This window comes from Pseudomonas pseudonitroreducens (assembly GCF_021603645.1).
GTDB lineage: Bacteria > Pseudomonadota > Gammaproteobacteria > Pseudomonadales > Pseudomonadaceae > Pseudomonas > Pseudomonas pseudonitroreducens.
Genome location: NZ_BQHJ01000008.1, coordinates 366,212 through 378,894, shown reverse-complemented (window position 1 = coordinate 378,894; position 12,683 = coordinate 366,212). Strand labels below are relative to the sequence as shown.

The following is a 12,683-nucleotide window of genomic DNA, read 5'->3' as shown; positions in this document are numbered from 1 at the left end:
CACTCTCTCCGTCGTCGGCAGCGTCAGATTGTTATAAGAGACAGCTGTAGGGGGGCGGTGGGGGGGGCTGAATCAGACGAATCTCAAAGGTGGGTGTGCGCGGTTGACGCAGCGAGGCGTCTACGACGGGTGTTCCAGCGCCATCGACCGGCAGCGCTACGCCGCGCCGGCGCCGGGTGGTAGGATGCGCGCCCCATGCGAATCTCCGACCTCGACCAACGCCTTGCCGACCTCGGCGCGCTGCCCCTGCACCGCGCTCGGATGTTGCGCGCCTGGCTGCAGGGCAGGGCGCTGGATGCCGGCACCAAGCGCCAGGCCACCGAGGACTTCCTGCCGCTGAGCGTGCGCAACGGCGTGGCGCAGATCGCCGCTGAGCTGGATGCCCTGGCGACCGTCCAGTCGCGCCATCCGGCTGGCGACAATTCCGAGCGCCTGCTGGTCCGCCTGGCCGATGGGCAGATGGTGGAGAGCGTGTTGTTGCCGCGCGGCGGTGTCTGTGTGTCCACCCAGGTCGGTTGCGCCGTGGGCTGCCGCTTCTGCATGACCGGCAAGAGCGGCCTGCTGCGCCAGCTTTCCACCACCGAGATCGTCGCCCAACTGGTACTCGCACGGCGCGTGCGGCCGGTGAAGAAGGTGGTGTTCATGGGCATGGGCGAGCCGGCGCACAACCTCGACAACGTGCTCGAGGCCATCGATCGCCTCGGCAGCGACGGCGGCATCGGCCACAAGAACCTGGTGTTTTCCACCGTCGGCGATCCGCGGGTCTTCGAGCGCCTGCCGCAGCAGCGAATAAAGCCGGCGCTGGCGCTGTCGCTGCATACCAGTAACGCCGAGCTGCGCGAACATCTGTTGCCGCGCGCGCCGAAGCTGACGCCCGAGGAGCTGGTGGAGCAGGGCGAGGCCTACGCGCGCGTCACCGACTACCCGATCCAGTACCAGTGGACGCTGCTCAAGGGCATCAACGACAGCCAGGAAGAACTCGATGGCATCCTGCGGCTGCTCAAGGGCAAGTTCGGTGTGCTCAACCTGATCCCCTTCAATGCGCTGGAAGGTGACCAGTACCAGCGCCCGGACGGCGAACGTATCGTCGAGATGGTCCGCTACCTGCACAGCCGTGGCGTACTGACCAAGGTGCGCAACAGCGCCGGGCAGGACGTCGAGGGCGGCTGCGGCCAGTTGCGGGCGCGGGCGACCGGGCTGATCGCCACGACCCGCCGGCGAATCATTCCCGCCGACTAGCGCTGTCCTCCTGCCGCTCGCGAGCCGGATAGGCTTCACCCTGGTCCCAGCGGGACTGCCAGTGCGCCAGGTACTGGCGCGCCACTTCCGGGGCATTGCGCAGCACCAGCACATTTTCCGAGTTGACGGTCTCAGCCGACACGGCAAAGTTGAACGAGCCGGTTTCCACGGTGTGCTCATCGACGATGAAGGTCTTGTCGTGGTGCAGGTGATAGCGGTCGTTGGTGCGCAATTCGACGCCCTGGCGGGTTACCAGGTCCATGGCCGCCCGGCTGGCAGCGCCAAGGTTGCGCTGCTTGTCGACCACCACCTGCACGCGCACGCCGCGCCTGCTGGCATCGACCAGCGCCTGGGCGATGTCCGGCGCCTGGAAGGCGTAGGCGAGCATGTGGATGCTGTGCTTCGCGCTGCCGATGGCCTGCAGGACCAGCGCCCGCGCCGAGCCCTCCGGGGAAAAACCCACCTCGACCTGAGGGGCGGCCTGGGACAGCGCGGGTATGGCGAGGAGCAGCAACAGGAGGCGGAATGTCGGCATGGTTCTGGTTCGACCGAATGCTGGGGCGTCAGGCAATCCTAGTCGTGGTGGCTGTCGAGTGCCTGAGCGCACCGTGATGTTCCCTGCACCGTCAGACGCCGGGCGCTGCGGCAAGCGCGCGGACGGCGACCAGCCACAGTCCGAGCACGGCGAGGAAGTTGATGGTGAAGACCAGCCCGCGCAGGCGCACGTTGCTCGTGAGTATCTGTACCGCGCTGTGCGCCACGCGGCCGGCGATGAACAGCCAGGCGAGCCAGGTTGCCGCGGCGAGGTTCAGCGGGTGCTGGATCAGCAGCAGGCAGGCGACGTAGAAGAACAGCGGCCATTCGAACTGGTTGGACAGGTTGGCGCTGATGCGCGGCTCGATGCCGGCCCAGGGATTGCTTCCGTCCGCCCGCTGGCCGACGCCCCAGATCTTCGGTGCGCGGGCGACGGTCAGCAGCACATAGAGGAAGGCGGCCCACGCCACCTGGGCGGCCATGGGCAGGATGAGCGGGTGCATGGCGGGTGATCCTTCACTGCGGACGCCGGGATGGCTGCTGACTATAGGCGGTGCAGGCGGGTGGTGTCCAAGCCTGCGCCGAGGCGACCAGCGACACGGCTCCAGGGCCGATGGCCGCTGCGTTTGACTTGCACGGGGCTTGCTGCGGTTGGTAGCCTTCCGCATCTGAAAAAACCAGCAGGGCTGGGTATGGCGATCCGGGTTGTCGAAGCACAAGAAGTAGATCAGCAGCGAATTGCCATTCCTGGTTGGGAGCAGCAGTACACGCAGATGTCCGCCGGCCGATTCTCCGGGCGCATCCTGCATGCCGAGGTCGATGGGCTCGAGCTCTACGAGGAGCAGATGAACCTGCGCGTCGAGCAGGAATTCCATGCCCCGCCCGGTGCGCTGGTGTTCAGTTTCGACATGTCCGACAACGCCCTCTACCTGCTCGACGGGGAAACCCGCAACGCCTGGGTCACGCCGGAGAACTACCGCGAGGTGGCGGTGGTGATCAAGGAGTCGGCGAACTGGGGCCAGCCGGCCGATGCCTTCGCCGACCTGGTGCTGACGCCGCTGCGCTCGGGCCACTGCCAGTCGGTGGCGACTTTGCTGAGCAACCTGCTGACCGGCGCTTCGACCGGTGACGACCCGATGGATGCGCCGGGTGTGGCGCAGAGTATCGTCGCCAACTGTTTTTCGCTGCTGTGCGAGGCGCCCCTGGATGGCGAGCGCCGCGCGCGCTCCATCGTCCAGGCCAAGCGCGTGGTGCAGCGGGTCAAGGAAGTGGTGAACGACTGCCCCGACGAGCAGTTCGGCATGGCCGACCTCGCCGCCAAGGCGGGCGTTTCACCGCGCACGCTGCAGCAGTCGTTCCTGCATTACGCCGGCATCCCGCCCATCGTCTGGCTGCGCAACCGCCGCCTGAACGCCGCGCGCCGCGACCTGCTGGCCGCCGCCGAGTCCGGCGTGACCGTGGCCGAGGTGGCGATGAAGTGGTCGTTCTGGCACCTGGGACGGTTTTCCCAGTCGTACTTCGCGCTGTTCGGCGAGTATCCGAAGACCACTGCCAGGCTGGGTGGCCGGGCCTGATCCCATTGCCTGCAACGGAGCGGAAGCTGAGCCATCGCGGACGGAGTCCGCTCCTACGTAACCGTTGAGCGTAGGAGCGGACTCCGTCCGCGATCGGCAACCGGCGACGCCGGGACTGGTTCGCGAGCAAGCTCGCTCCTACAACGTCAGCCGATCAGCTCGCGTACCCGATACCACGCCATCCCCAGCGCCAGCAGCGGCGAGCGCAGCAGCTTGCCGCCGGGGAAGGTCAGGTGCGGCACGGCGCTGAACAGGTCCAGGCCCTTGCTCTCACCCTGGTGGATGGCTTCCGCCAGCAGCTTGGCCGCCCAGTGCGTGACGTTCAGCCCGTGGCCGGAATAGCCCTGGGCGAAGTACACATTCGGATGGCTTTTGAGCCGTCCGACCTGGGGGAAGCGATTGGCGGTAATGCCGATCATGCCGCCCCACTGGTAGTCGAGCTTCACCTGTTGCAACTGCGGGAACACCTTGAGCACCTTCGGCCGCATGTAGGCGCCGATGTCCGCCGGGTCGCGCCCGGAGTAGTGGCAGGCGCCGCCGAACAGCAGGCGCCGGTCGGCCGTCAGACGGTAGTAGTCGAGCCCCACCTTCTGGTCGCACAGCGCCATGTTCTGCGGGATCAGTTGCGCCGCCAGCTCCTCGGACAGCGGCTCGGTGGCCACCACATAGCTGCCGGCGGGCAGCACCTTGCCGGTCAACTTCGGCTCCAGCTCATCCAGGTGCGCGTTGCAGCCGAGCACCAGGGTGTTCGCCAGCACGCGGCCCTGGGCGCAGTGAACGACGGCAGTCGCACCGTGCTCGATGCGCAGCACCGGGCTCTGCTCGAAGATCTGCGCGCCGAAGGCCTTGGCCGCGCGGGCCTCGCCCTTCACCAGGTCGAGCGGGTGCAGGTGGCCCGAGCCCATGTCGATGTGCCCACCGGCATAGCAGTCGCTGGCGACCACTTCGCGCATGCGCTCGGGCGGCACCAGCCGGGTTTCGTGCGGGTAGTCCGAGGTGCTCAGCGACTCCTGCTCGCGGACCATGGCGGCGTATTGCGCCGGGGTGTTGGCCAGCTCGCAGAAGCCCCAGCGCAGGTCGCACTCGATGCCCAGTTCCTGGATGCGTTCGGCGACCAGGGCCACCGAATCCACACCCGCCTGCTCGAGGTAACGAACACCAGCCTCACCGACGTGCTTGGCGAAGCCGCTGACGTCGTGGCCGATGCCACGAATCAGCTGCCCGCCGTTGCGCCCGCTGGCGCCCCAGCCGATGCGCCGGGCTTCCAGCAGCACCACGGAGTGGCCGCGGCGGGCCAGCTCCAGGGCTGTGTTGACGCCGGTGAAGCCGCCGCCGATCACGCAGACGTCCGCGCGTATCTCTCCGCTGAGGGAGGGATACTGCTGCCGGTCGCGGGCGGTCGCGGCGTAGTAGGACGCGGCGTGCTCCTCGGTGTACTTCATGGGGCTTTCTCGTTTCATTGGTTGAACTTGATCTTGCTCCAGCTGCGGGTCATCAGGCGCATGATCTTGGGCGGCGGCGCCTTGGCGATGTACAGCTTGTCGAGCACGGCCTGGCTCGGGTAGACCTCGGGGTTGTTCTGCATTTCCTCGGGCAGCAGGGCCTTGGCGTCAGCGTTGGCGCTGGGGTAGCCGACGTACTCGCTGATGCCGGCGATCACCTTCGGATCGAGGATGTAGTTGATGAACGCCAGGGCCTGTTCCGGATGGCCGGCATCCGAGGGGATCGCCATCAGGTCGAACCACAGGTTCGCGCCTTCCTTGGGAATGCTGTAGGCGATCTCGATGCCGTTCTTCGCTTCCTTGGCGCGGGCGGCGGCCTGGAACACGTCGCCGGAGTAGCCGAAGGCCACGCAGATGTTACCGTTGGCCAGGTCCGAGATGTACTTGGACGAGTGGAAGTAGGTGACGTACGGGCGTACCGCCACCAGCTTCGCCTCGGCCTTGGGGTAGTCCGCCGGGTTGGTGCTGTTGGGGTCCAGCCCCAGGTAGTTGAGCACCGAGGGGATCATCTCGTCGGGCGAGTCCATGAAGGCCACGCCGCACGCCTGGAGCTTCTTGATGTTCTCCGGCTCGAACAGCACCGACCAGGAGTCGATCTTGTCGACGCCCAGCACCTGCTTGACCTTGGCGACGTTGTAGCCGATGCCGTTGGTGCCCCACAGGTAGGGCACCGAATGCTTGTTGCCCGGGTCGTTCTGTTCCAGCAGCTTGAGTAGTACCGGGTCCAGGTGCTTCCAGTTCGGCAGCTTGCTGCGGTCCAGTTCGAGGAACACGCCGGCCTGCACCTGGCGGGTCAGGAAGTGGTTGGACGGCACCACCACGTCGTAGCCGGAACGGCCCGCCAGCAGCTTGCCTTCGAGGGTCTCGTTGGAATCGAAGACGTCGTACACCGGTTTGATCCCGGTGGTTTTCTGGAAGCCGGCGAGGGTGTCCGGGGCGATGTAGTCGGTCCAGTTGTAGATGCTGACCGTCGGTTCAGCGTGAGCGCCCATGGCAAAGCTAGCCAGGGCGAAGGGCGCAAGGGTGCGCAGCAGTCTCATGACGACTCCCGAATTGTTGTTGTGAATGGAGTAGTGGGGTTGCTCAGACGCTCAGCAGGAGGAACTCGCGCTCCCAGGAGCTGATCACCCGCTTGAAGTTCTCGTGCTCGGTGCGCTTCACCGCCACGTAGCCCTGCACGAATTTCTCGCCGAGGAATTCCTTCAGTACGGCGCAGTCTTCCATCTGCTGCAGCGCGTCCTCGATGGTGATCGGCAGGCGCAGGTTGCGGCGCTCGTACGCGCGGCCCTGGACAGCAGCGCTGGGGTTGACCTGTTCGATCATGCCCAGGTAGCCGCAGAGCAGGCTGGCGGCCAGCGCCAGGTAGGGGTTGGCGTCGGCGCCCGGCAGGCGGTTTTCCACGCGCATGGCGATCGGCGGGGCAGCGGGGACGCGCAGGCCCACGGTGCGGTTTTCCTCGCCCCATTCGACGTTCACTGGCGCGGAAGTATCCGGCAGGAAGCGGCGGAAGGAGTTCACATTGGGCGCGAACATCGGCAGCACTTTCGGGATGTACTTCTGCAGGCCGCCGATGTAGTGCAGGAACAGCTGGCTCATGGAGCCGTCTTCGGCGGCGAAGATGTTCTTGCCGGTGGCGATGTCCAGCACGCTCTGGTGGATGTGCATGGCGCTGCCGGGCTCGTCGGTGATCGGCTTGGCCATGAAGGTGGCGCTGACGTCATGCTTGAGCGCGGCTTCGCGCATGGTGCGCTTGAACACGATGATCTGGTCGGCCAGGCTCAGCGCGTCGCCGTGACGGAAGTTGATTTCCATCTGCGCCGGGCCGTCCTCGTGGATCAGCGTATCGAGGTCCAGGCCCTGCAGTTCGCACCAGTCGTAGACGTCCTCGAACAGCGGGTCGAATTCGTTGGCGGCATCGATGGAGAAGCTCTGGCGGCCGCTTTCCGGGCGGCCCGAGCGGCCCACGGGGGCTTCCAGCGGGAAGTCCGGGTCGCTGCTGCGCTTGGTCAGGTAGAACTCCATCTCCGGCGCCACCACCGGGCTCCAGCCCTTGTCGGCGTAGAGCTTGAGCACGCGCTTGAGGACGTTGCGCGGGGACAGTTCGATGGGGTTGCCGACCTTGTCGAAGGTGTCGTGGATGACCATCGCGGTCGGCTCCAGCGCCCACGGCACCAGGAAGATGGCGTCCGGGTCGGGACGGCAGACCATGTCGATGTCCGCTTCGTCGAGCAGGTCGTAATAGACGTCGTCATCGACGAAATCGCCGGTGACCGTCTGCAGCAGAACACTTTCGGGGAGACGCATGCCCCCCTCGCCGAGGAACTTGTTGGTGGGGGAAATCTTGCCGCGGGCGATGCCGGTGAGATCGCTCACCACGCATTCGACTTCGGTGATTTTCTGTTGCTTCAGCCGTTGCTCCAGTTGCTCGGCGGGGGTGTTCATACAAGCCTCGGATTTGGTTTTTTGTAATGGATGCACACGCAGCGTCAGGCTGCCAGGCGGGGCTAGTGTCGGCTGGAGGCACGGGGGCGTTCTATCCACTTTGCGCAGGTGTTCCGGATCGGCGCACAAAAAATGTCGCCTGTGCGCCCGGCCTTTGCTGAATGGGAGCGACCATGGATCGGCAGATTACGGGTGCTTCCCGTGCCGGAAATGCTGTGCTCTGCCGCCAGGATGCGTTGGCGCACCTCGTCCCTCGGTGTCCTTCTGTGAAATCTGACGGCCGTTGCTGGCTTTCTGATTATTCATAGGGAAAATTCCTACGTACTGTTAGGAGTTCAAGGACCGCGGGAGGCCGGGGGGATTTCTAGAATCGCCGCCATCTCGCTGAGGGGTATCACTGCAGCGAGGCTCCTTTCCCCCTCTGGTGATCCCCATGAACTCCAAGTTTCTCGCTTTTCCGGCTTTCTTCGTCGCCCTGGCAGGTTGCGGCCCACAGAGCGTGTCGCCGGAGCAGGCGCTGGCCAACGGCTGGGTCAGTGTGCCCACGCTACCGTTGGTGCAGGACGCTGTGCGCTCCCTGGCACCAACCTTCAACGGCAAGCAGATTCCCGTGCTGGTGGATCACCTCTGTGCACTGGGCGAGGGCCGGATCACCCCGCAGCAGAACGTTGCAGAGTTGGCCAGGCTCGGCATCGACGTCGCCAGGCTGCCGCGCGAGAGCACCGATGCGTTGGCCCTGCTGGGCAACGGCGACCGCGCCGGGCAACTCGCCGCCTGTGCGGCTGATCAGGCCAGCGCGGCATTCGTCCCGCTCAAACCCAGCGAAGTGCTGCACGTGCAGCCGGCTGCCAACGCTGGTGACGGCAAGGCCAAGGGCGACGACTCTCAGCCTGCCATCGACCAGCAGGCGGTGAGCCGGCTGCTGTCGCTCAAGCTGAGCCAGGCTCGGGCCGATAGCGACATCTTCGCCATCATCGCTTCGCGTCTTGCGGCGCTACCCGGCCTGAGTGAGCCCGATTACCGCGCCCGTGCACAGGCCATGTTCCGTGAGCTCGCGCCCAGCTATCTGGCGCGCCAGAAACAATTGGCACCGGCGCCGGACACCCGCTATCGGCTCGACCATCTGGATCATGACCAGCTCACCTTCAGGACCAACACCGGGGTGTCTTTCGACCTATCGACCAGCGAGGGCCTGACCTTCCGGAACTACGGGCAGCTCTGGTACGGCAAGGGCACTCTCCTGGGGACCAGTTACCGCCTCCAGGTCGCCAACCTGGCGCAGGTCAGCAAGGCTTCCTCTGCGCAATAGCTGGTGCTTGGTACGGGGCCTCGGTCGGAGGGAATGCGCTGGGCCGACAGACTCTTGCTTGCCGCACTTTATGGTTGACCGAGAGGGCGGGGTGAGGTGGGGCTGCAAATACCCCGCGCGTCCCCGGTTCTTTTTGCCCCACGCACTGCACGGTTGGCAGGCGTTCTGCCGATGGCCTGGGTGGCTATCTCTTCGCAGAATGCATGGGGTGTTTTGTATGGATTATCCCTTCATCTAAAGCGAGAGTTCACTTGTTTATTGGTCCTTTTCGTTGAGATTAATCCTACATAACCTCACGAGAACCCCGACTTCGTCAGATCGCCCACCTCCCTAGCATGGCAGGCCTCCGCCCACCCAATCCTTCTTTTGGCGCGGCCCTGTCAATGTAGGGAGAGTAGAAAATGAATCGTAGTTATCGCAGTGTCTGGTGCGAGAAAACAGGCACCTATGTTGCTGTTTCAGAACTTGCCAAAGGCAAGACGAAGTCCGCGTCCGTACGTACTGTCCTCTCAGCTCTTGTGCTGAGCGGTAGCGGTCTGGGAGGTCTGTCCGATGCGCTGGCCGAGGAGGCTAATTGCGATCCGGAAAGCCCTTACTACAGCGCCGTCTTGCTTTGCGAGAATGTAAATAACATTGGCTCCACTACTGCTTCGGCGCTGGGTGGTGGCGCGACCTACAATAGCGCCACCGGCGTTCTGACCGCACCTAGCTTTGCACTGGGCAACGCCAATCTTATTGGCGGCACCACTGGCGCGGCGACTGACGTCGGCTCGGGCTTCGGCAAGGTCGATGCAGCCCTGGGCAAGCTGAACACCAGCGTGACCGGCAACACCACCAGCATCAACAACCTGACCACCAATCTCAACAATGGCTCTGTTGGCCTGGTCCAGCAATCCGCTGCTGGCGCCAACCTGAGCGTAGGCAAGGACACCGATGGCGCAGCTGTCGACTTCCTCGGCACTGGCGGTGCGCGCAAGCTGATCAACGTGAAGGACGGTAGCGTGGCTGCCAACAGCAAGGAGGCCTTGAACGGCAACCAGCTCTTTGGCGTAAGTCAGTCGGTGATGAATGCCATCGGCGGCGGTGCTGTAATGAGTCCGGACGGCACAATCAGGGCACCAAGTTTTGCACTGAGTAACGCCAACCTCATTGCCGGCACCACGGGTGCAGCAACCAACATTGGCGCTGGTTTCAGCAAAGTCGATGCGGCGCTGGGCAATCTGGGCACCAGCGTGGCCGGCAACACCACCAGCATCAACAACCTGACCACCAATCTCAACAATGGCTCTGTTGGCCTGGTCCAGCAGTCCGCTGCTGGCGCCAACCTGGCCGTTGGCAAGGATACCGATGGCGCAGCCGTCGACTTCCTCGGCACTGGCGGTGCGCGCAAGCTGATCAACGTGAAGGACGGCACCGTGGCTGCCAACAGCAAGGAGGCCTTGAACGGCAACCAGCTCTTTGGCGTGAGTCAGTCAGTGATGAATGCCATCGGCGGCGGCGCTGTAATGAGTCCGGACGGCACAATCAGGGCACCAAGTTTTGCACTGAATAACGCCAACCTCATTGCCGGCACCACGGGTGCAGCAACCAACATTGGTGCTGGTTTCAGCAAGGTCGATGCGGCACTGGGCAATCTGGACACCAGCGTGGCTGGCAACACCACCTCGATCAGCAACCTCGATGCTCGCGTGACCACCAACGAGGGCGATATCTCCAACATCAATACCTCCATCACCAACATCGGTGCGCAGATCAACAGCGGCACCATCGGTCTTGTCCAGCAATCCGCCGCTGGCGAAAACCTGAGCGTAGGCAAGGACACCGATGGCGCGGCCGTCGATTTCCTCGGCACCGACGGTGCGCGCAAGCTGATCAACGTGGCCGACGGTAGCGTGGCTGCCGACAGCAAAGAGGCCGTCAACGGTTCGCAGCTGTTTGGCGTGAGCCAATCCGTGGCGAGCGCCATGGGTGGCGGTTCGGTGGTCAACGCGGACGGTTCCATCTCCGCTCCGAGCTACGTCGTGACCAACGCCGACGGTTCCACCAGCAGCGTGAACAACCTGGGCGATGTGATCAGCAACATCGATAACCGGACCGCACAGAACACCACTGACATCACCAACAACACCACCTCGATCAACAACCTCGACGGTCGCGTGACCAACGTTGAGGGTGATATTTCCACCATCACCACCAACCTCAACAGCGGCACCATCGGTCTCGTCCAGCAATCCGCCGCTGGCGAAAACCTGACCGTGGGCAAGGACACCGATGGCGCCGCCGTCGATTTCCTCGGCACCGCCGGGGCGCGCAAGCTGGTCAACGTGGCCGACGGTAGCGTGGCTGCCGACAGCAAGGAGGCCGTCAACGGTTCGCAGCTGTTTGGCGTGAGCCAATCCGTGGCGAGTGCCATGGGTGGCGGTTCGGTGGTCAACGCGGACGGCTCCATCTCCGCTCCGAGCTATGTCGTGACCAACGCCGACGGCTCCACCAGCAGCGTGGGCAACATGGGCGATGCAATCAGCAATATCGACGCTCGCACCGTACAGAACAGCACCGACATTTCCTCCATCAACAGCACCATCGGCGGCCTGTCGGGCCTGATGGGCGACGCGGTGATGTATGACTCGGCGGCACACGACAAGGTCACCCTGGGCAGTGCCGGCAAGGCTGTCCAGCTCAGCAACCTCAAGGCTGGCGAGCTGAGCGCTGACAGCAGCGATGCGGTAAACGGTGCACAGCTGTTCGAGACCAACCAGAACGTCGCTCTCATCGATGGTCGCGTCACCAACCTGGAAGGCAGCGTCACCAACATCGCCAACGGTGGCGGCATCAAGTACTTCCACACCAGCTCCAGCAAGGCTGACTCGGTTGCCAGCGGCGCTGATGCTATCGCCGTGGGCGGCAATGCCGTGGCAAGCGCTGAAGGCTCTGTCGCCTTGGGCGCTGACGCCGAAGCTTCGGCCAAGGGCAGTATTGCCCTGGGCCAGGGTGCCAGTGACAACGGGCGTGGCGCCGAGAGCTACAGCGGCAAGTACTCCGGAGCGGACAACGCTACCGTGGGCACTGTATCGATTGGCAATGCCGCCACTGGCGAGACCCGTGCGCTTGCCAACGTGGCTGACGGCAAGGCGGCCACCGATGCTGTCAACCTGCGGCAACTGGATGGCGCAGTCGCCGAGTCGAAGTCGTACACCGACAGCAAGGTCTCCGGGATCACCGACGGCATGGCCGCTTCGGTTGCCCAGGTGGACAATCGCGTCAGCAAGGTCGAAGCCGATGTCAGTAACGTGCAGAACGGCACCGATGGCATGTTCCAGGTGAAGAACAGTCAGAACCTGCCCAAGCCCAAAGTGACCGGCAACAACGCTGTCGCCGGTGGTGCGGGTGCCGAGGCCGTGGCTGAGAACAGCACCGCCATTGGCAGCAATGCCAAGGCCGTGGGCAAGAACTCGGTGGCCATCGGCGCCAACTCGGTTGCCGAACGCGACAACAGCGTCGCCGTGGGCAGTGCTGGCAACGAGCGCCAGATCACCCATGTGGCCGCGGGGGTCGAGCGTACCGACGCGGTCAACGTAGGCCAGGTGAACGATGCCCTGAACGCGCTGAACAGTGAGTCCAACCAGCGTTACAACGACCTCAAGCACGACCTCAGCGAACAGGATGACCAACTGAGCGCGGGTATCGCCGGGGCCATCGCCATTGCCAGCCTGCCGCAGCCGATGGTCAACGGCGGCAGCACCACCGCGGTCGGTGTGGGTACCTACAATGGCCAGTCCGCTGTGTCCGTGGGCGTGTCGCATGTTTCCAACGACGGCAAGTGGACTACCAAGCTGGGTGGCAGCACCGATACTCAGGGTCGTTTCTCGGCAGGGGGGGCGGTCGGCTACAACTGGTAAGGCGAAAACTCCGTTGGTGATCGCCAGCGGCTATTGATCCGATGGAAGACAACGCCCCGCTACACGAGCTGTGTAACGGGGCGTTTTCCGTTGCGTGCTTTGGCATGGCGAGGGCGCGCGGATCGTGCTCCAGGCTGCGTCTGCAGAGCTTTGCCGTTTCATGCGCAGCAACCCTTGCAGCTGC

Annotated in this window: 9 protein-coding genes and 1 pseudogene; 5 read left to right on the top strand and 5 right to left on the bottom strand. The window is 64.3% G+C overall.

The genetic code is table 11. The features are described from left to right. Positions 1 to 195 precede the first annotated feature (195 nt). Entirely contained in the window at positions 196 to 1,239 is a 1,044-nt protein-coding gene (locus L6D89_RS21155; protein ID WP_236201074.1) for an RNA methyltransferase, read from the top strand. Here the strand turns inward: L6D89_RS21155 and L6D89_RS21150 are convergent. Next, positions 1,223 to 1,774 (bottom strand): phospholipase D family nuclease, encoded by a 552-nt coding sequence (locus L6D89_RS21150; protein WP_236201073.1) that lies wholly within the window; start codon positions 1,772 to 1,774, stop codon positions 1,223 to 1,225. The genes L6D89_RS21155 and L6D89_RS21150 overlap by 17 nt on opposite strands. A 91-nt stretch (positions 1,775 to 1,865) precedes the next feature. Continuing rightward, positions 1,866 to 2,276: an MAPEG family protein gene (locus L6D89_RS21145; RefSeq protein ID WP_236201072.1), complete on the bottom strand. Its 411-nt coding sequence runs from the start codon at positions 2,274 to 2,276 to the stop codon at positions 1,866 to 1,868. 270 nt (positions 2,277 to 2,546) lie between these two features. On the opposite strand from L6D89_RS21145, the gene L6D89_RS21140 reads away from it, so the two are divergent. Continuing rightward, entirely contained in the window at positions 2,547 to 3,347 is an 801-nt protein-coding gene (locus L6D89_RS21140) for a helix-turn-helix domain-containing protein (RefSeq protein ID WP_236201071.1), read from the top strand. Between the two features lie 146 nt (positions 3,348 to 3,493). On the opposite strand, the gene L6D89_RS21135 is transcribed toward L6D89_RS21140, so the two are convergent. The 3 genes from L6D89_RS21135 to L6D89_RS21125 are packed head-to-tail and all read right to left on the bottom strand — an operon-like array spanning position 3,494 to position 7,291. Continuing rightward, positions 3,494 to 4,789, bottom strand: a complete 1,296-nt coding sequence (locus L6D89_RS21135; protein WP_236201070.1) for an NAD(P)/FAD-dependent oxidoreductase — start codon at positions 4,787 to 4,789, stop codon at positions 3,494 to 3,496. A 14-nt stretch (positions 4,790 to 4,803) separates the two neighbouring features. Further along, positions 4,804 to 5,889 carry a polyamine ABC transporter substrate-binding protein gene (locus tag L6D89_RS21130; protein WP_236201069.1) on the bottom strand — a complete coding sequence of 362 codons (1,086 nt, stop codon included), beginning with the start codon at positions 5,887 to 5,889 and terminating at the stop codon, positions 4,804 to 4,806. A gap of 43 nt (positions 5,890 to 5,932) precedes the next feature. After that, on the bottom strand, positions 5,933 to 7,291 hold the full coding sequence (locus L6D89_RS21125) for a glutamine synthetase family protein (RefSeq protein ID WP_236174133.1): 1,359 nt from the start codon (positions 7,289 to 7,291) through the stop codon (positions 5,933 to 5,935). Between the two features lie 433 nt (positions 7,292 to 7,724). Between L6D89_RS21125 and L6D89_RS21120 the strand changes: the two genes are divergently transcribed. The 3 genes and pseudogenes from L6D89_RS21120 to L6D89_RS21115 all read left to right on the top strand — a co-directional run bounded on the left by L6D89_RS21120 (position 7,725) and on the right by L6D89_RS21115 (position 12,499). Then, positions 7,725 to 8,600, top strand: a complete 876-nt coding sequence (locus tag L6D89_RS21120) for a hypothetical protein (protein ID WP_236201068.1) — start codon at positions 7,725 to 7,727, stop codon at positions 8,598 to 8,600. 401 nt (positions 8,601 to 9,001) lie between these two features. After that, positions 9,002 to 9,124 (top strand): annotated as a pseudogene (locus L6D89_RS32830) (ESPR domain-containing protein); the annotation flags it as partial. 84 nt (positions 9,125 to 9,208) lie between these two features. Next, positions 9,209 to 12,499, top strand: a complete 3,291-nt coding sequence (locus tag L6D89_RS21115) for a YadA-like family protein (protein ID WP_236201067.1) — start codon at positions 9,209 to 9,211, stop codon at positions 12,497 to 12,499. The last annotated feature ends 184 nt before the right edge of the window (positions 12,500 to 12,683 follow it).